Here is a 17,690-nt window from a genome sequence, read left to right on the forward strand (position 1 = left end):
CCGCACCCGTCGCGGGGACCTGCCAGATGGGCTCCGCGGGGGGCTGGATATAGCGGTCGTACGTCGACACGGGCGGCTCCTTCGCCTCGCGGACAGGGTCCGGGCGGACCCCGACTCGCCTTGCAGGACCGGATAGTTGGCAGATTCACACGGTGGTAGACGCGCGGTCAACAAGTCGCGCGCAGGGGATTGACGGGCTTGCTGACAAGCAGTCTCATAAGACGTGACCCCCGGTAACCGAAGTCACGAGGTGACCACCGCCATGACGACCATGACGGAAGCGGGCTCGAGCCAGGTCCTCCGGGACGCGCTCGGCCTGCTCAAGGACCGCGAACACGTCGCCGAGCGGCTCCTCGAGTCTTCCGCCAAGCACTCCTTCGACCCGGACAAGGAGCTTGACTGGGACGCTCCGATCGAGGAAGGCAAGTGGTTCTGGCCGCCGGAGCTCGTCTCGCTCTACGACACCCCGCTGTGGAAGCGGATGCCGGAGGAGCAGCGGATGGAACTCGCGCGGTACGAGGCGGCTTCGCTCGCGTCGCTGGGCATCTGGTTCGAGATCATCCTGATGCAGCTGCTCGTGCGCCACATCTACGACAAGCCGTTGGACAGCGCGCATGTGCGCTACGCCCTCACCGAGATCGCGGACGAGTGCCGGCACTCGATGATGTTCGCGCGCATGATCAAGAAGGGCGGGGCGAAGGTGTACCCCGTCAGCAAGGTCAACCACAATCTGGCCCGGGTTCTGAAGACCGTCTCCACGACGCCCGGTTCCTTCGCCTGCACGCTGCTCGGCGAGGAGATCCTCGACTGGATGCAGCGGCTGACCTTCCCGGACGAGCGGGTGCAGACGATCGTCCGGGGTGTGACGCGGATCCATGTCGTCGAGGAGGCCCGCCATGTGCGGTACGCCCGCGAGGAGTTGCGGCGCCAGATGGTGACCGCACCGCGCTGGGAGCGGGAGTTGACCCGGATCAGCTCCGGGAACGCGGCGAAGGTGTTCTCGGTCGCGTTCGTGAACCCGCAGGTCTACACGGACGTCGGCCTCGACCGCCGCGAAGCCCTCGCGCAGGCCAAGGCGAGCGGGCACCGGCGTGAGGTGATGCAGACCGGCGCCAAGCGGCTGACCGACTTCCTCGACGACATCGGAGTGCTGCAGGGCCCCGGGCGCCGGCTGTGGAAGAGCTCCGGTCTGCTGGCCTGAGGTGAACCACACAGGGGTGCGGCGGACGCGGGCGGATTACCCTTCGGTCATGTCCCCGGCGTCCGCTCCCCTCGCTGCCTCCTCCCCGGCTCCCGCGTACCGGCGCCTGAGCGTCGAGGAACGCCGCAGCCAGCTGCTCGAAGCTGCGCTCGGGCTGTTCGCGCACCGGGCCCCGGAGGAGGTCTCGCTCGACGATGTCGCCGAGGCCGCCGGGGTCTCGCGGCCGCTCGTCTACCGCTACTTCCCGGGCGGCAAGCAGCAGTTGTACGAGGCGGCGCTGCGCTCCGCGGCCGACGAGCTGGAGCAGTGCTTCGACGAGCCGCCCACGGGACCGCTCACCGAGCGCCTCGGCCGGGCCCTCGACCGCTATCTCGCGTTCGTCGACTCCCATGACACGGGCTTCGCGGCGCTGCTGCAGGGCGGCAGCGTCGTCTGCACCTCCCGTACGACCGCGATAGTCGACGAGGTCCGGCGCACCGCGGCGGCCAGCATCCTGGCGCATATGCCGGTCACCGCACCGAGTCCGCGGCTGCATCTGCTCGTACGGACATGGATCTCCGCCGTCGAAGCGGCCTCGCTGATCTGGCTGGACGAGGACAAGCAGCCCCCGGCCGGCGAGCTGCGGGACTGGCTGCTCGATCAGTTCCTCGCGCTGCTGACCGCTACCGCGGCCTCCGACGAGCAGACGGCCGCGGTGCTGCGCTCGGCCCTCGCCATGGAAACCGCGGACGGTCCGGCGGGCTCGCTCGCCCGCAGGGTGCTGCCCCTGGTGAGCGAGGCGGCGCACCTGCTGTGAGCCGGCGTCGGACGAGTCGGCGTCCCGGTGCGCGAGCTGTGACACTGGCCTGGTGAACCGCGACCCGATCTCCTTCTTCGGCGGCCCGATGGACGGCCGTACCCTCGACGTCCTCACGGGCCCGACCGGCCATCCGCCCAAGCTGTACAAGATCCCGGTCCCGGCCACCGACGACTCCCCCGCCACGACCGTCGTCTACCGGCGGGTGGCCACCGGGCGGCGCGGGGTGCGGCAGCCCTGGCGGTACGAGTACGACGCGGGCGGGAACGCGGAGACGGGGCGTCTGAAGTGGCCGTGGTCCAAGCCGGGTCCGGGGGCGGGTCCTACGGCGGGGCCCGGGGCAGGTCCCGGGTCGGGTCCCGCTGAATGAGTGAGCACCATGCTCCATACCGCCCAGTTGTAGGCTTTTCAGCCTGACCGCACCGCATGCTCCTCCTGAGGTGTTTCCGGGGTGGACGCACACCCCCGCGACGGAGGTGATGGCGTGTCAGGCAGAGTGCTGCGACTGGTGTGCGCGGCGGCGGTGGTCGCGGCCGGTGTGGTGGTGCCCGCGGGCGGAGCGCGGTCGGCGCCGGAGCCAGGGGCGACGGCGAGTGCCGGGCCTGTGCCGGAGACGGGGGCGCTCGCGAGTGCCGGGCCGGTCCCGGACTCCGGTGCCGCGGCGAGTGCCGGGGCGGACGCGGGTGCGGCGCCGGGTGAACGCGTCCCGGAGACCGACGCGGCGCCGGGTGCGAAGACCGTGGCCGGGCTGCTCACCGAGATGCAGAAGCTGTACCGGTCGGCCGAGCAGGCGACCGAGAAGTACAACGCGACGGCCGAACAGCTGAAGAAGCAGACGGCCGAGACGAAGAAGCGGAACGACGAACTCGCCCGCGCCCGGCTCGCGTTGAGCGGCAGCCGCGTCGCGGCGGGGCGGCTCGCGCGGCAGCAGTACCAGGGCCGAAGCGGCTTCGACGGGTACGTACGGCTGCTCCTGTCCCCCGATCCGCAGGCCGCGCTCGACCAGAAGCATGTGATCGGGCGTCTGGCGCGCGAGCGGGTGGAGACGGTGGGACGGCTGACCGCCGGGGAACGCAAGGCGGACGAACTGGCGAGGGCGGCACGGACGGCGCTGGACAAGCAGCAGGTGCTCGCGGGGCGGCAGAAGAAGCAGCGGGACGCGGTGGTGGCGAAGCTGAAGGCCGTGGAGAAGCTGCTGGCTTCGGTGAGTGCGCAGCAGATCGCCGAGGTGCGGAAGCTGGAGCAGTCGGGGGCGGCTTCGGCCCAGGCGGCGTTCCTGGCGTCCGGTGCGCTGCCGGGTCCGGGTGGTTCGGCGGCGCCTTCCGCCGGCGGTGCGGCGGCTGTGCGGTGGGCCAAGGCGCAGATCGGAAAGCCGTACGCCTTCGGGGCGCGGGGGCCGGGGGCCTTCGACGCCTCCGGGCTCACGTCGGCGGCCTGGGAACGGGCCGGGGTCCCGATCCCGCGGACGGCACGCGGCCAGTGGGAGAAGCTCCGCAAGGTTCCGCTGCGGTCACTGCGCCCGGGCGACGTGATCGTCTACGGGCCGGACGCGACCCATGTGGCGCTGTACGCCGGGGACGGCGAGGTGGTGGACGTTCCGCGGCCGGGGGCGAAGGTCGCCCTCTCACCCATCGCGGCGCGGCCTGTGCTCGGTGCGGTGCGGCCCGGCTGAAGAGTGGGGAGGGCGGCGGGGGGACGCCGGTAGGTGGGGCGGGTGAGTTCCCCTACCCGCCCCTTTCCGAAACCGAGGGCTTCGCCCCGGCCCCCCTCCCCTCATCCGGACTTCGTTCGGATCTCCTCAAATGCCGGAGGTGCTGATGCCGGCCAGATACGCCCCCGCCTTCTCCGGCTCGTAGAAGAACTCCTCGAAGTCGGACGGGTCGTTGAAGCCGTTGGCGAAGCGGTTCGCGACCGGCTGGAGGTCGCCCGCCGCGCCGATCAGATTCAGGACGTGCTCCGGCGGGGCGCCCAGCATCGCGTTGGTCCACTTCGTGACGTGCTGGGCCGTGGACCAGTAGCGGTCGAAGGCGGACTGCATCCACGCCTCGTCGAACGGGCGGTCCCCGTGCTCGATGATCGAGGAAAGGTACGCATCCGCGCACTTCGAGGCCGAGTTGGAGCCCTGGCCCGTGATCGGGTCGTTGGCCACGACCACGTCCGCGACGCCCAGGACCAGGCCGCCGCCGGGCAGCCGGCCGATGGGGTTGCGGACGGTGGGGGCGTAGCGGCCAGACAACGTGCCGTTGGCGTCCGTCAGTTCGACCTTCGTCGCCCGGGCGTACTCCCAGGGCGTGAAGCGCTCCATCAGCTCCAGGGTGAGGGCCAGATGCTCGGACGGGTCCTTGACGCCCTGGAAGACGTCGAGCGGGCCGCCGGGGATGCCCTCCCAGAAGAGGATGTCCGCGCGGCCGGAGGTCGTCAGGGTCGGCATCACGAAGAGTTCGCCGACGCCGGGCACCAGGTTGCAGCGCACCGCGTCGAAGTCCGGGTGCTCGGGGCGCGTGCCCAGGCCGTGGACGTAGGAGACGGCAAGGGCGCGCTGCGGCTCGGCGTACGGGGAGCGGGCGGCGTCGCGGCCGAACATCGAGACCAGCTCGCCCTTGCCCGCGGCCACCAGGACCAGGTCGTACGTACGGGAGAAGTAGTCGAGGTCGGAGACGGCCGCACCGTGGATGACCAGCTGGCCGCCGCGCTGCGCGAAGGTCTCCATCCAGCCGGCGAACTTCACCCGCTGGTCGACCGACTGCGCGTATCCGTCGAGCTTCCCGACCCAGTCGATCACCCGCTGCGACTCGGGTCCCGCGACCGAGACGCCGAGGCCCTCGATGCGCGGTGCCTGGGACTCCCAGAAGTTGATCTGCAGATCGCGCTCGTGCTGCAGCGCCGTGTGGAACATGCACTGCGTGGACATGACCCGGCCGGCCCGGATCTCGTCCGCCGTGCGGTTGGACATCAGGGTGACCTCGTACCCCTCGGCCTGCAGACCGAGGGCGAGCTGGAGACCGGACTGGCCGGCTCCGACTATCAGGATCTTTCTCATACTCGGGCAACTCCCAGAAGCGGTACGGAGGTTAGGCAGGTGTCAGGTCGAGCGCGTGGCCGACCAGGGCGAGCAGGGTCTCGACCACCGGGATACGGCGCCGCGCGTCCATGATCAGGACGGGGATGTGCTCGGGCACGGTCAGCGCCTCGCGTACATCGGCGGCAGCGAACTCCTCGGTCCCCTCGAAGTGGTTGACGGCCACCACGTACGGCAGACCGCAGCTCTCGAAGTAGTCGAGCGCCGGGAAGCACTCGTCGAGGCGCCGGGTGTCGGCGAGGACGACGGCGCCGATCGCGCCGCGTACGAGGTCGTCCCACATGAACCAGAAACGCTGCTGGCCCGGCGTGCCGAAGAGGTACAGCACCAGGTCGTCGTCGAGCGTGATCCGGCCGAAGTCCATGGCCACGGTCGTGGTCAGCTTCTCCGGGGTCGCGCTCAGGTCGTCGGACTCGGCGCTCGCCTGGGTCATCAGGGCCTCGGTCTGCAGCGGAGTGATCTCCGAGACCGAGCCGACCAGGGTCGTCTTGCCCACACCGAAGCCGCCGGCCACCACGATCTTCGTGGCCACGGGTGCGCGCGTACGGTCCAACTGCCAGGCCTGGGCGCCTTCTTCCGTGTCCGGGAACGGCTCGGGCTCGGGCTCGGGCTCGGCGGTTATGAGCGCCTCAGAGGCGACGGAGTCCACTCAGCACCCTTTCCAGCAGTGCGCGGTCGGGCTGTCCGGGGCCGTGGCCGGTCCCGTACACCCGGATCCTTCCCTGGTCGGCGAGGTCGCTGAGCAGCACGCGGACCACACCGAGCGGCATCTTGAGCAGGGCCGCGATCTCGGCGACCGTGCGCATCCTGCGGCAGATCTCGACGATGGCCCGCAGCTCCGGCATCACCTTTGTGTGCAGGCTGCCCTGCGGGAGTTCGGGCCGGTCGTCCGGGCCGCCCTCCAGGGCGGGGACCGCGGCGACGAAGGTCTCCACGAGCAGGACGTGCCCGAAGCGGGTGCGGCCGCCGGTCAGCGAGTACGGGCGCACCCGGGCGGGCCTCCGGTCCGCGCCGCGCACCGGTAGTTTCGCGGGGCTCACTGAACCCGGCTCCTCTCCCTCGACTGCCGTAGCTCACTGCGGAGTTCGGGCGTCAGGACATGTCCGGCCCGGCCCACGAACAGCGCCATGTGATACGCCACCACGCTCATGTCGCAGTCGGGTGTGGCGTGCACCCCGAGCAGCGAGCCGTCGCTGATCGACATCACGAAGAGGCTGCCCTCGTCCATCGCGACCATGGTCTGCTTCACCCCGCCGGCCTCCATGAGGCGGGCCGCGCCGATGGTGAGGCTGCCGAGGCCGGAGACAACGGTGGCCAGGTCGGCGCTGGAGCCGCGGGGGCCCGTGGGGGCCGGTGCGGACTCATTGTTGTGCCCGGGGTCGGAGGACAGCAGCAGCAGTCCGTCCGAGGAGACCACCGCGACCGAGAGCAGGCCGGGGACCTCGTCCACCAGGTTCGTCAGCAGCCAGTGCAGGTTGCGGGCCTCGGTGCTCGCGCTGGTACCGGGCACGCCGGGCTTGCTGGACACCGTCAACTGCGGGCCTCCTTGAGTGAGTCCCCCGGTTCCGTGGTCTGTTGCTGCGGGTCCGTCTGTGGTGGTGCTTCGGCCGATGGTGCTTCGGGCCGTGGTGCTTCGGCCCTTGGTGCTTCGGCCCTTGACGCTTCGGTCTGGTGCGGTACGCCCGGCGTGGCCGGTCCGTCCGGGGTGGCCGGTCCGTCCGCGAGTTCGGCCTCGACGTCGCGGCGGCCGGTCTCCGCACCCTGCCGGAAGCCGGCGAGCCGACGGCGCAGGGCCTCGGCGTCCACACCCTTGGGGCGCGCGGGCGCGGCCTGGGTGCCGGGGGCGGGCGCGGTCACCTTGGGGGTGCGCTTGGGTAGCCCCTTGTCGGTGACGCGCTCCCACTTGGGGGCGCGGGGCGCGGGCTGCGCTTCCGTGCGCGGGGTCGCGTGCCCGGCTTCCGCGCGCGGGGTCTCGCGCTCGGCTTCCCTGCGCGGGGGCTCGCTCTCGGCTTCCGCATGCGGGGTTTCGTCCTCGGCGCGCTCGTGCGCGTGGTCGTCGGGGACGGCCTTGATCCGGGTCGGGCGCAGGAGGTGCGGGGTGTCCAACTCGGTGGCGGGCAGGGTGAGTTCGAGGGTGGTCTCGGGCTCGGTCGCCTCGAGGGGCTCGGACACGTCCGACGGACCTTCGGCGTCAAGGGCTTCCCCCACCCCCAGCGGTCCGCGCTCGCCGAACGCCGCCGCCACGAGGTCCTCGCCGCCGAGTGCCGGCTCGGCGTCCAGGTACGGAGAGGGGGAAGGGTCCGACTCCGGGGAAGGGTCCGACTCCGGCTCCGCGTCGGGGTGTTCGGCTACGGGGCCTACTTCTCGTACGGAATCGAGCTCTGTCTCTCGTACGGAGTCGAGCTCTGCTTCCCGTACGGAATCGGGCTCTGCTTCCCGTACGGAATCGAGCTCCGCACCCCGTACGGAATCAGCCCCTGCATCCCGTACGCCCTCATCAGCCGCGCCCGAAGAGCCCTCGGCACCCGAAGCGACCCCCTCCGACGCCTCCGACACATCGGACGCCTCGGACGCCTCTGACACCAGGCCCTCGTCGGCGCCCCCGACGGGGACCGATCGCGAACGCCCCGCCAGCTCATTGGAGTTGGCCTCCGCCTCCGCCCCCGCCAGATGGAGTTCCGGCGGCGCGCCCGGGAAGGAGACCCCAGGGGTGACCACCGCGGCCGGTGCGGCCGCGAGGATCGGCTTGGGCAGGACGGCGACGGCGGCGACCCCGCCGTTCTTCTGCTCGCGCAGCTGGACCCGCACCCCGTGCCGGGCGGCGAGCCGGGCCACGACGTACAGGCCGAGGCCCAGGCCCTCGTCGCCGCCGGCGGAGCCGGTGTGCAAGGTGGCGGGGTCGAAGTCCGCGAGGCGGGAGTTGACGGCCTGCAGGCGCTCGGGCGTGAGGCCGATGCCCTCGTCCTGGACGGAGAGCATCACCTCGCCGCTCTCCAGGAGCCAGCCGGAGACCTCGACCGCCGCGTCGGGCGGCGAGAACGAGGTGGCGTTCTCCAGGAGTTCGGCCAGGAGATGGCTCAGGTCGTCGGCGGCGAACCCGGCGAGGTGGGCATGCGGCGGCAGGGACGCGATACGGACCCGCTCGTAGCGTTCGATCTCGCTGACCGCGGCCCGTACGACATCGACCAGTGGGACAGGGCCGGGGTCGGCGTGCTTGTGCTCGGCGCCGGCGAGGACCAGAAGGTTCTCGCTGTGGCGGCGCATCACCGTGGCGAAGTGGTCCAGCTTGAAGAGCGTGGCGAGGCGCTCGGGGTCCTCCTCGCGCTCCTCCAGGCCCTCGATCACGGCGAGCTGCCGCTCGACGAGGCCCAGCGTGCGCAGCGCCAGGTTCACGAACGTGCTCTGCACGCTGTCCTCGGTGCGCTGCAACTCGTCGCGTGCGGCGGTCAGTTCCTTGCGCAGCCCGACCCGCTCGCAGGCCAGCTTCTCGCGCTCGCCGACGAGGTGCTTGCGGTCCTCCTCCAGGACGCCGACCCGTGCGTGCAGCTTGGCGGTGTGCTCGTACAGCGCGTTCACGGACCGTACGACCGCGGCGAACTCGTCGTTGCGCCCGGTGTAGCGCACCGGCTCCTCGGCGCCCGGGTCCTTCGCGAGCCGGGCGGTGCCCAGGCGCAGGACCGCGAGGGGCTGGGTGAGGGTGCGGGCCACGGCGACGCAGACGCCGAGGGCGAGCAGCGCGAGCGCGCCGACCAGGGCGATCCGCAGTTCGAGTGCGGTGACGTCCTCGTCGCGGAGTTTCGTCAGCTGCTCGATGCGGTCGGTGGCCTGGGTGTTCTCGACGCTGCGCAGCTGGTCGACGCGGGCCGTGAGCGTGGTGGCGATCTTCTCGCTGTTGTACGCGAGTTCGTCGCCGCTGAGCGTCGGCCGGTCGGTGAGGCGGGCGAGGTAGCGGTCGGCGGTGGCGACGTCGGGACCCGTGACGGTGGTGCGCAGTTTGGCGCGCTGGTCCGCGGGGGCGCCGGCGGCGAACGCGTCGAGCGCCGCCTGTTCGCCGAGCCGGGCCTGGTACGCCGCGGCGGTGAGGGCGTCACGGCGGCGGTCGTCGTCGGTGCGGGCCCCCTGGGTCGTGACGGGGAGGCCGGTCAACGGGTCGATCACGGTCTGCGGCTCGGTGCGCGGTGTGGCGTAGGCGGCGAGCAGCAGCCCGCGGACCGCGCCGGCCTGCGCCACGGCCCGGTCGAGATCGGCGAGCGCGTGCCGGCCCGCTCCGGCGCGCGGCGGCAGCTGGTCGGCGAGCTCCTCGGTGAGCCGGTGCAGTTCGGCGAGGGCGTCGGTGTACGCGGTGTGCGCTTCGAGCGCGGAACCCTTGCCGGTCAGGGCCTGGCGGCGTACACCCGTGAAGGCCGCGAGGTCCTCGCGCAGGGCGGTGGGGGCCTCGGCGCGCAGTTCGGCGAGCTGGCGGTCGATCCGCGCGGTGCCTTCGGGGCGCTTGGCTTCGGGGCGGCCCGCGGCGATGTACGAGGTGACCTCGTCGCGTTCGTCGCTCAGGGCGTGCGACAGCGTGACGGCCTGCTGGGTGAGCTCGGCGAGGTCCACCAGGCGCTGGCTGTCGGCCACTTGGGAGGAGGCGCCCAGGACGGCGGGGGCGCCCGCGCCCGCGACGGCGGCGATGACCACCGCGACCGCGGCGATCAGACGGCTGCGTACCCGGACCGTCCGGCCTGGTGTGGCCGGAGATGCCGTCGGCACCTCACCAGGCCGCTTGCTCTGCACCGGTGCTCGCATCCTCGTTGCTCTCGGTGTTCTTGTCGTGCGCCGCTCGAGCTGTGTGCCCGTGCGGCGCATGCGCCGCGAGGTGCGGCACAGGGCGCGGGGGCTGCTTGCTGTGTCGCGTCGTCCACCGTGTCCGGTGTGGTGACGTGCCCTCTCTGGTACGGCTTATGACCATTCCAGCGCGCCTGGGTGGTGGTCGCCCTTAGCCGGGCGGGCCACCCGAAGGAGTGAACCTCGCCGGGAGTTGAGGGATCAAGTTCCACTTCCCCCTCGCCACGGGAAGGCGCGCGGCGGTACGGGGCGCCGGTTGGACGGCGGGCACGGCCTTTGGCAAGATGCCCCGCCACCTCGGCCGCAAAGGCAGTGGTCCAGGCCAACTCCCCGGCTCCGCGCCCTCTGTGAAGGTCCTGCGCACACTCGTGCAGACTGCATGGATGCGCGTCGAACTCTCCACGGAACCCGGAAACCCCGCACGCCCCAACGAGGACTTCGCCTCCGTGGCGCTGCCCGCCTCAGGACAGGGCGGGGCGCTGGTCGTCCTGGACGGGGTGACACCCCCGGACGGGGACGACGGTTGTGTGCACGACGTGCCCTGGTTCGTTGCCCGACTTGGCGGGGCTCTGGGTGAACTGTCCGTTTCCCGGCGGGACATGACCCTGGCCGAGATCCTCTCCCTGGCCATCGGCCGCACCGCCGACACCCACCGCTCGACCTGTGACCTTTCTCACCCCCGTACGCCTCAGGCGACGGTGGTCCTGGCGCGTTGGGACGCGGACGCGGTCGAGCACCTGGTGCTGTCCGACTCGGCGCTCCTGGTCGAGTCGCCGGCCGGTGAGGTCGAAGCGGTGGTCGACCGCAGGCTCGACCAGCTGCCGCACCGGGTGACGGCGGCGCGGACCGCGGTGCGCGCCCTGGCGGAGGGCTCCCCGGAACGGGCGGCAGCGGCACGGGAGTACGTGGCGGCCGTCGAGTCCCTGCGCAATGCCGAGGACGGCTTCTTCACGGCGGCCGCGGATCCGTCGGCGGCGCTGCGCGCGGTCACGGGCAGCCGGCCGCGCCGCGACGTCCGCACCCTCGTCGGGCTCACCGACGGGGCGACCCGCTGGGTGGAGAAGTTCGGCGAAGGCGACTGGGCGGAGTGCTTCGCGTACCTGCGCAAGACAGGACCGCAGGGCTTGGTGGACCGGGTGCGGGCGCTCGAGCGGGAGCGGGTGGCGACGGGGGTGCGGGTCGGCGGGAAGCCGCACGATGACGCGACGGTGGTGTGGGTGGAGTTGTAGGCGCGCTTCGGAGTTGCAGGCGCGCCTCGGAGTTGTAGGCGCACCTCGGAGTTGTAGGCGCACCTCGGAGCTGTAGCCGCGCCTAGCCGTGGCCGCACCTAGGGTCGGGCTACTGCTCGCCGCCCGCGTTGAGCTGGTGCAGCAGCCGGGCCAGTTCGGCGACCTCGGCGCGGTCCCAGCCGGCGAGCTGGCGCACATAGCGCCCCCGCCGCGCACCGCGCACGGTACGGAACCGGTCGCGCCCCTCCTCCGTCAGGCGCACCAGAGCCGCCCGCCCGTCCGCCGGGTCGGGCTCGCGCGCCACCAGACCGAGTTCCTCCAGGGCGCGCAGCTGACGGCTCATCGTGGCCTTGCCGACACCGAAGTACGCGGCGAGCTCCGTGGCCCGCTGCGGGCCGCCCTCGTCCAGTCGTACGAGCAGGCCGTACGCGGCGGGTTCGAGCTCCGGGTGGACCGCACGCGCCATCTCGCCGGAACTGGCCCGCGCGCGCCGCAGAAACACCGTCAACTCCCGCTCCAGGGCGAGGAATTCGTGGTCCACACCACTTTCCGGCGGGACGGGGCGCGCGGAGCCGTCTCCGCGGTCGTGCACTTCAGAGGCCATGAAACGCTTTCCGATACTGAAAGTTTCTGCCAACCGCGGCCGTTGCCGCAGCTCGGCCAGTATTTCGCAGGCGTAGACCAACGGCAGCCCCAAGGCCCTCTTCCCACCCGCGAGTCCTCCTGCGTAGCTTCATTGGTGACATGTCCACGCCCCGACTGGGCGACATGTCGACAGATCCCCCCACCGGAGCCCCGTCGCCGGGCTCCACGAGGCCTTCGGAGGCACGCACATGTCCGTGCACAGACCCGGAAGACCCCGTACCACTCGCCTCACCACTCTCATCACCACTCGCCTCACCACCCGCATCACCCGCATCACCCGCACCGCTCGCACCGCTCGCCGGTCGGGCAACCGCTCCCGTCTCACCGCGGCCGGCATCCTCCTCTCCGTCCTCTCCCTCCTGCTCACTCTGCCCGCCACCTCCCAGGCCGCGGAGACCGCCGACAAACCCGCCCGCGGCGAGGCCCGCATGGGCCAGGGCGTCATCGCGCACGACGGCCAGGGCGGCCTCCCCCGCGAGAGCCGCGCCGTGCAGACCGAGGGCGTGGACGTCTCCAGCCACCAGGGCAACGTCAACTGGGCGTCCCTGTGGTCGAGCGGAGTCAAGTGGGCCTACGTCAAGGCCACCGAGGGGACGTACTACAAGAACCCCTACTTCGCGCAGCAGTACAACGGCTCGTACAACGTCGGCATGATCCGCGGCGCGTACCACTTCGCCACGCCCGACACGACCACGGGGACCGCGCAGGCCGACTACTTCGTCAACAACGGCGGCGGCTGGTCCCGCGACGGCAAGACCCTTCCGGGCGTCCTCGACATCGAGTGGAACCCCTACGGCGCGGCCTGCTACGGCAAGAGCCAGTCCGCGATGGTCACGTGGATCCGCGACTTCCTCAACCGCTACAAGGCCCGCACGGGCCGCGACGCGGTGATCTACACGGCGACGAGCTGGTGGACCCAGTGCACGGGCAACTACGGCGGCTTCGGCTCGACGAACCCCCTGTGGATCGCCCGCTACAACACGACTCCGGGGACGCTGCCGGCCGGTTGGGGCTTCTACACGATGTGGCAGTACACGTCTTCCGGGCCGATCGTGGGGGACCACAACAAGTTCAACGGGGCTCTTGACCGCGTGGTGGCGCTGGCCAACGGCTGATCCGGTACGACGCGAGGGCCCGGCCACCTGTGGGGGTGGCCGGGCCCTCGCCTGGCTGTCAGCAGCTGCCGCCCGCGGGACGGTCGCGCTTCACGAGGTTCGTGGAGCCGGTGGTGCCGTCAAGCCACAGCACGCGCAGGCCGGCGTCCGCGGCCGCGTACACCTGGTCGCCGCGGTTGCAGGAGACGCGCCGCGCGCCGCCCTTGCCGTCGGGCGCGACCTGGAACAGCTTCGGCAGCGTGTCGTTGGACCAGGTCATGGCCGGCGGCAGGTCGGTGATGCTCACCGCGTCGTCCGAGGCCGTCAGCGAGTACGCGTACAGGGAGCCGTCACCGGACTCCGGCGTCACGTCGATCGGGTCCGAGCCGTCGAGCCCGGCGCGGCGCACCGCGGCCTTGCCGGAGTCGGTGCCGTCGTGGTCCTCGATCCAGAAGACACCGTCGTCGGTGATCGCGGTCTGGCCGATGCCCACGGTCCCGGCGCCGACGGGCATCAGCGTCGTCTCGCCGGACGCCGGGTCGAAGACCCCGACACCGATCTGCCGGGCGTCCTCCCCGGGCCACAGCTTGGCGTAGGCGATCTTTCCGTCCTTGACGGAGGGCAGACCCGAGACGTGGTACTGACGGCCGCCGTCGACCAGGCCGACCTCGCCGGTCTTCATGTTGACGTACCGGACGTTGGTGACGCCGAACTGCGGGTTGACCGCGGTGTACGCGATGTAGTCGCCGTCCACGACGAGTCCGAAGACGTCGCTGCCGATGGAGTCGACCCGCTTCGGGATGCCGCCCACGACCGGCTTCGCCATGATGTGGATGCCGTTGTTGCTGTACTGCGCCCACGCCACCGTCTTGCCGTCGGTGTCGGCGTGGACGTTGTAGTCGCCGTTGTTGCCGCTCACGAGCTGCGGCGTGCCCTTGCCCGAGGTGTTGCCGAGCCACACCGAGTACGGCTCGCTGCCGTCCGCGTTCGAGTTCGAGACGGCGTACTTGCCGCCGCCCGCGCCGACCCCGGTGCTCGCGATGTTGACCTCGGTCTGGAGCAGGTCGGTGTCGACACCGAGCGCCTTCTCCCACCCGGGGACGATGCCGTGCGCCTCGAACGACCGCTTGATGATGCTCAACTGGGCCTTGGTGGCGCCCAGTTCCTGTGCGGCGGCGACGACCGCGGCGCGGCCCTCGGTGAAGCCGTCGAGCGGGGTCATGTACGCGGACAGGGCGCGGTAGACGATCTGGTCGGCGAGCTCGGCGCCGAGGTCCTCGCGCAGGTCCCACAGCGCGCCGGAGAAGATCGTGGAGTTGAGGTGCACACCGCCGTTGTCACCGCGCATGGTGACGCCGATGAAGTCCTTCGAGGTGGTGGCGCCGTCGTTGAGGTCACGCAGGGCGCACTCGCGCGGGCTCGCGGTGATGCACAGGTCCTCGCCGAGGAGTCCGGCCTCCGGGTCACTCATGGAGCCGCCGTCCGCGGCCAGGTCGATGGCGTTGCCGAAGTAGTCGGCGATCGCCTCGTTCATGGCGCCCGACTGTCCCACGTACACCAGGTTCGCGGTGTGCTCGACGACGCCGTGGGTCATCTCGTGGCCGACCACGTCGGTGTCCGCGGCAAAGGAGCGGAAGTCGCCGCCGCCTTGGCCGTACACCATCTTGGAGCCGTCCCAGAAGGCGTTGAGGAACGGCCGGCCGTTCTCGACCACGCCCACCAGGGAGTTGATGAAGCCGTCGTTGCCGTCGAGTCCTGCCCGGCCGAAGTTCGACTTGTAGTAGTCGTAGACCTCGCCCGCCGCCCAGTGGGCGTCGATCGCGCCGATGTCGGTGAATTCCTGGCTCAGTTCGGGCGTGGTCGACTGGAAGTCCGTGATGCCGGCGGGCCAGACACCGGAGGCGGTGTACGCCTCACGGCCGCGGGCGTCCCAGGTCTTCAGCATCGGGCCGTCGTACGGGGAGTCCGCGGCCCGCCTGCCGTAGTCGATCGTGTGGTAGACGTCCTTGGCGTCCTTGTACAGGTTCACCTCGGTCTTCTTGCCGTTGGAGCGGTTGCCGGTGCCCTTGACGACGAGCTGGGCGGCCGACGTGGTGGTCGCATCGTCGGCGGCGGGCGCCTCGTCCGTGGCGGGCGCCTCGTCCGCGGTGCCGGTGGCCGTCCCCGTCGGGGCCGCCCCCGTCCCACCGAACGACTTGACCGAGCTGAACTGCATCAGCGGGAAGCCCGAGTGCGCGTCGACGTACACCTCCTGCTTGACGGGGGTGCCGTCGGCCGGGTGCACGCCGGTGACGGTGATGTGCCGGGTGAGGACTCCGTCGCCCTGCGGGAGGACGGCGACGTCGGCGGCCTTGCCGGTGAGCTGCCCGGCCCTCTTCTCCCCGCCCTTCGCCGGGGCCTTCAGGAGCCCGCCGCCCAGCTGCCTGCGGACGGCGCCGACCGCGCGCTCGACCGCGACCTCCTCGGAGACCTTCGGGGTGACCGTGTCGAGCTTCAGCCCGGTGAAGTACTGGCCGGACGTGCCGGTGACGGTGCGCTTGCCGTCCTTCTTCGTCATCCGGACCACGTACTGGCCGCCGAGGACCTCGACGCCCTTGTGCCTCTGCTGGAGCCGGACCGTCTCCTTGCCGCCCTCGGTCTCGGTCGAGACCGCCGTGAGCTCCTTCGCCGAGGTATCGGCGATGTGGTAGCGGTTCTTCTTCGCCTTGAGGTGGCCGCGTGCGGCGTCCGCGGGGCTGCCGCTGCCTGCCGCCTCCTCGCTCAAACCGGTCACCAGGGACGGGGTGTCGGTGTCGGTACCCGCGACGGCACCCTCGACGGTGGCCGCGGCGGCCGGTGCGGTCTGTGCGTGGGCGGGCGTCATGCCGGTCATCAGGAGTCCTGCGGCGGCGAGGAGCGCCGCCACTCCCTGGCCGACGGCTATGCCGCCCGGCCTGTCTTCTCGTCTGCTGCGCGCTGAAGTCCGCACGTTGTTCCCTTCGGAGCCCTGGGGGGTGGCCGTTGTCGGATGCGGACATGGAACGGCCCGCAGAGGGCCCTGAACAATGCGTTCCAGGTGCCTACTTGTGTACGTGCACACTTGTGTGGCCTGCGGGAACGGGCGAGAATCCGCGTGTGGAGCTGGCTGAATGGGACACACAGTGGCGGGCTCTCGGGCTCGGCGCCGACGAACTCCAGGTGTACGAAGCGCTCCTCGGACGGCCCGGGCACCCGTCCCGCGCCGCGTTCGCGCGCGCCCTCGGCCTGAGTGCACGCCGCGCGTCGGCTGCCCTCGACCGGCTCGCACAGCACGGGTTCACGCGGCCGGACGGTGACGCACCCCTGCCCTCGGCCGTCGCACCCACCACCGCACTGCGCGGGCTCCTCCACCGCCACCAGGCCGGACTCCTGCGCAGATCAGCCGAGTTGGAGGAGCTGACCGGGGCGGTGGACCGGATGGCCGCCGACCTGCTGGGCGCCGCACACGACCCTTGGGCCATCGGCATCGAGACGGTCCGCGGCAGGGTGGCGATAGCCGAGCGCGTCAACGCGCTGATGGGCTCGGCCCGCGAGGAGGTCGCGCTCCTCGACCGCCCGCCCTACGCGGCGAGTGCACCGGACGGGATGCCCGCGCCGCTCGATGTCACGGCGCTCGTACGGCGCGGGATACGGGTGCGGGTGGTGGTGGACCGGGACGGGCTGAGTTTCCAGGGGCGGGCCCGTGGGCTCGGGGAGTTGTCCGAGCAGGGCGTGCAGATCCGGGTGGGGACGCAGCTGCCGACGAAGCTCATCACCGCGGACCGCAGGATCACCCTGCTGCCGCCGACGGACGCCGCCGATCCGACGGCCTCGGCGCTTGTGGTCAGCGACGCGTTGCTCGGGAACGCGTTGGTGCCGTTGTTCGAGGCGGTGTGGGCGCGGTCGATGCCGATCGGCGGGATCGGGAGCACCGCGGCGGACGGCCCGGGTGCGGGCGCCGCGCCGGTCCCCGGCCCGGGGACCGGCGCGGGTGGACTCGACGCCGGGGACCGCGAGTTGCTGACGCTGCTCGCGGCCGGCCTGAAGGACGAGGCGATCGCGCGCCGCCTCGGCGTCCATGTGCACACGGCACGCCGGCGGATCAGCCGGCTGCTGCGGGCCCTGAACGCCGAGACGCGGTTCCAGGCCGGGGTGCAGGCGGTGGGACGGGGGTGGCTGGACGCCGGGTAGCCGCCCAGTGGGCTACTTGCCCGTGTGCAGCCTCACGTGCAAGGCACGGATTTCTTCGGTGAGTTCGGGGACCGGACCCTCGACGATGACGTTCGGGGCGACCGTGTGCACGGGGAGGGCGGCCACCGGGCCCTGGGGTACGCCGAGTTCCTGGAGCCAGCCCGTGAGCTGGGCCGATGAGGCGACGTACACGATGCGCGCCAGGCCGACCCAGGCATGGGCGGCGGAGCACATCGGGCAGTGTTCGCCCGAGGTGTAGACGGTGGCGCCGGCGCGCTCCTCGGGGGTCAGGTGCTCGGCGGCCCAGCGGGCGAGTTCGAACTCGGGGTGGCGCGTCTGGTCGCCGCCCGCGACGCGGTTGCGGTCCTCGGCGCGGGCGTTGCCTTCGGCGTCGACGAGGACGGAGCCGAAGGGTTCGTCGCCTGCGTCGAGGGCTTCGGCGGCGAGTTCGATGCAGCGGCGGAGGTGGCGCATGTCGGTGTCGTTGACCATGAGGTCAGGGTAGGCACGCGGTGCGCTCACCGCCCAAGCGAACGGCCCGAGCCCCCACACAGGGGGGCCCGGGCCGCCGCCTCCTCCCGCAGAACCCCCCGGGGGGCTCCCTCCCGGGGTTTGGGGGGGGGCCCTCTTTCCC

At 71.7% G+C, this 17,690-nt stretch carries 15 protein-coding genes; 7 read left to right on the forward strand and 8 right to left on the reverse strand.

Annotated elements, in window-relative coordinates; all coding sequences use genetic code 11:
• Positions 1-262: 262 nt before the first annotated feature.
• From JAO81_RS30660 to JAO81_RS30675, 4 genes are all read left to right on the forward strand, one after another.
• Positions 263-1,201 (forward strand): diiron oxygenase, encoded by a 939-nt coding sequence (locus tag JAO81_RS30660; RefSeq protein WP_199551219.1) that lies wholly within the window; start codon positions 263-265, stop codon positions 1,199-1,201.
• A 49-nt stretch (positions 1,202-1,250) separates the two neighbouring features.
• Positions 1,251-1,997, forward strand: coding sequence for a TetR/AcrR family transcriptional regulator (locus JAO81_RS30665; protein WP_199551220.1), 747 nt, complete (start codon positions 1,251-1,253; stop codon positions 1,995-1,997).
• A 52-nt stretch (positions 1,998-2,049) separates the two neighbouring features.
• The gene (locus JAO81_RS30670; protein WP_307813873.1) at positions 2,050-2,367 is read left to right on the forward strand and encodes a hypothetical protein; all 318 of its coding nucleotides are present in this window, start codon (positions 2,050-2,052) and stop codon (positions 2,365-2,367) included.
• Positions 2,368-2,481: 114 nt separating this feature from the next.
• A complete protein-coding gene (locus JAO81_RS30675; RefSeq protein WP_307813876.1) occupies positions 2,482-3,669 on the forward strand; it encodes an NlpC/P60 family protein in 1,188 nt (395 codons plus the stop codon).
• Between the two features lie 126 nt (positions 3,670-3,795).
• Here the strand turns inward: JAO81_RS30675 and JAO81_RS30680 are convergent, their stop codons facing one another.
• The 5 genes from JAO81_RS30680 to JAO81_RS30700 are packed head-to-tail and all read right to left on the reverse strand — an operon-like array spanning position 3,796 to position 9,861.
• Entirely contained in the window at positions 3,796-5,037 is a 1,242-nt protein-coding gene (locus JAO81_RS30680; protein WP_199551221.1) for a styrene monooxygenase/indole monooxygenase family protein, read from the reverse strand.
• Between the two features lie 31 nt (positions 5,038-5,068).
• Positions 5,069-5,725 (reverse strand): ATP/GTP-binding protein, encoded by a 657-nt coding sequence (locus JAO81_RS30685; protein WP_199551222.1) that lies wholly within the window; start codon positions 5,723-5,725, stop codon positions 5,069-5,071.
• Positions 5,706-6,116, reverse strand: coding sequence for a DUF742 domain-containing protein (locus tag JAO81_RS30690; RefSeq protein WP_165336798.1), 411 nt, complete (start codon positions 6,114-6,116; stop codon positions 5,706-5,708). The genes JAO81_RS30685 and JAO81_RS30690 overlap by 20 nt, the downstream gene beginning before the upstream one ends.
• Positions 6,113-6,604 carry a roadblock/LC7 domain-containing protein gene (locus JAO81_RS30695; RefSeq protein ID WP_307813884.1) on the reverse strand — a complete coding sequence of 164 codons (492 nt, stop codon included), beginning with the start codon at positions 6,602-6,604 and terminating at the stop codon, positions 6,113-6,115. Before JAO81_RS30695 ends, JAO81_RS30690 begins: the two co-directional genes overlap by 4 nt.
• A gap of 2 nt (positions 6,605-6,606) precedes the next feature.
• A complete protein-coding gene (locus tag JAO81_RS30700) occupies positions 6,607-9,861 on the reverse strand; it encodes a nitrate- and nitrite sensing domain-containing protein (RefSeq protein WP_199551223.1) in 3,255 nt (1,084 codons plus the stop codon).
• Between the two features lie 422 nt (positions 9,862-10,283).
• On the opposite strand from JAO81_RS30700, the gene JAO81_RS30705 reads away from it, so the two are divergent.
• Positions 10,284-11,129, forward strand: a complete 846-nt coding sequence (locus tag JAO81_RS30705) for a hypothetical protein (RefSeq protein WP_199551224.1) — start codon at positions 10,284-10,286, stop codon at positions 11,127-11,129.
• 109 nt (positions 11,130-11,238) lie between these two features.
• Here JAO81_RS30705 and JAO81_RS30710 read toward each other — a convergent pair whose 3' ends face one another.
• Complete coding sequence (locus tag JAO81_RS30710) at positions 11,239-11,733, reverse strand: MarR family winged helix-turn-helix transcriptional regulator (protein WP_199551225.1); 495 nt, start codon at positions 11,731-11,733, stop codon at positions 11,239-11,241.
• Positions 11,734-11,962: 229 nt separating this feature from the next.
• Between JAO81_RS30710 and JAO81_RS30715 the strand changes: the two genes are divergently transcribed.
• Entirely contained in the window at positions 11,963-12,889 is a 927-nt protein-coding gene (locus JAO81_RS30715; RefSeq protein ID WP_199551226.1) for a lysozyme, read from the forward strand.
• Between the two features lie 58 nt (positions 12,890-12,947).
• Here the strand turns inward: JAO81_RS30715 and JAO81_RS30720 are convergent, their stop codons facing one another.
• Positions 12,948-15,836 carry a M4 family metallopeptidase gene (locus JAO81_RS30720; RefSeq protein WP_374194373.1) on the reverse strand — a complete coding sequence of 963 codons (2,889 nt, stop codon included), beginning with the start codon at positions 15,834-15,836 and terminating at the stop codon, positions 12,948-12,950.
• Between the two features lie 146 nt (positions 15,837-15,982).
• Here JAO81_RS30720 and JAO81_RS30725 point away from each other — a divergent pair, with 146 nt between their 5' ends.
• Positions 15,983-17,056, forward strand: a complete 1,074-nt coding sequence (locus JAO81_RS30725; protein ID WP_199551227.1) for a helix-turn-helix transcriptional regulator — start codon at positions 15,983-15,985, stop codon at positions 17,054-17,056.
• A 12-nt stretch (positions 17,057-17,068) separates the two neighbouring features.
• On the opposite strand, the gene JAO81_RS30730 is transcribed toward JAO81_RS30725, so the two are convergent.
• Positions 17,069-17,548: a nucleoside deaminase gene (locus tag JAO81_RS30730; protein ID WP_199551228.1), complete on the reverse strand. Its 480-nt coding sequence runs from the start codon at positions 17,546-17,548 to the stop codon at positions 17,069-17,071.
• Positions 17,549-17,690: the final 142 nt, after the last annotated feature.

Origin of the sequence: Streptomyces sp. N35, assembly GCF_016464295.1 — a bacterium.
Lineage (GTDB): Bacteria > Actinomycetota > Actinomycetes > Streptomycetales > Streptomycetaceae > Streptomyces.

Bases quoted from the DNA above. Each gene is read 5' to 3' on its own strand.
- JAO81_RS30660 (WP_199551219.1), top strand. From the start codon at position 263: ATGACGACCATGACGGAAGCGGGCTCGAGCCAGGTCCTCCGGGACGCG.
- JAO81_RS30665 (WP_199551220.1), top strand. From the start codon at position 1,251: ATGTCCCCGGCGTCCGCTCCCCTCGCTGCCTCCTCCCCGGCTCCCGCG.
- JAO81_RS30680 (WP_199551221.1), bottom strand. From the start codon at position 5,037: ATGAGAAAGATCCTGATAGTCGGAGCCGGCCAGTCCGGTCTCCAGCTC.
- JAO81_RS30700 (WP_199551223.1), bottom strand. From the start codon at position 9,861: ATGCGAGCACCGGTGCAGAGCAAGCGGCCTGGTGAGGTGCCGACGGCA.
- JAO81_RS30705 (WP_199551224.1), top strand. From the start codon at position 10,284: ATGCGCGTCGAACTCTCCACGGAACCCGGAAACCCCGCACGCCCCAAC.
- JAO81_RS30710 (WP_199551225.1), bottom strand. From the start codon at position 11,733: ATGGCCTCTGAAGTGCACGACCGCGGAGACGGCTCCGCGCGCCCCGTC.
- JAO81_RS30715 (WP_199551226.1), top strand. From the start codon at position 11,963: ATGTCCGTGCACAGACCCGGAAGACCCCGTACCACTCGCCTCACCACT.
- JAO81_RS30730 (WP_199551228.1), bottom strand. From the start codon at position 17,548: ATGGTCAACGACACCGACATGCGCCACCTCCGCCGCTGCATCGAACTC.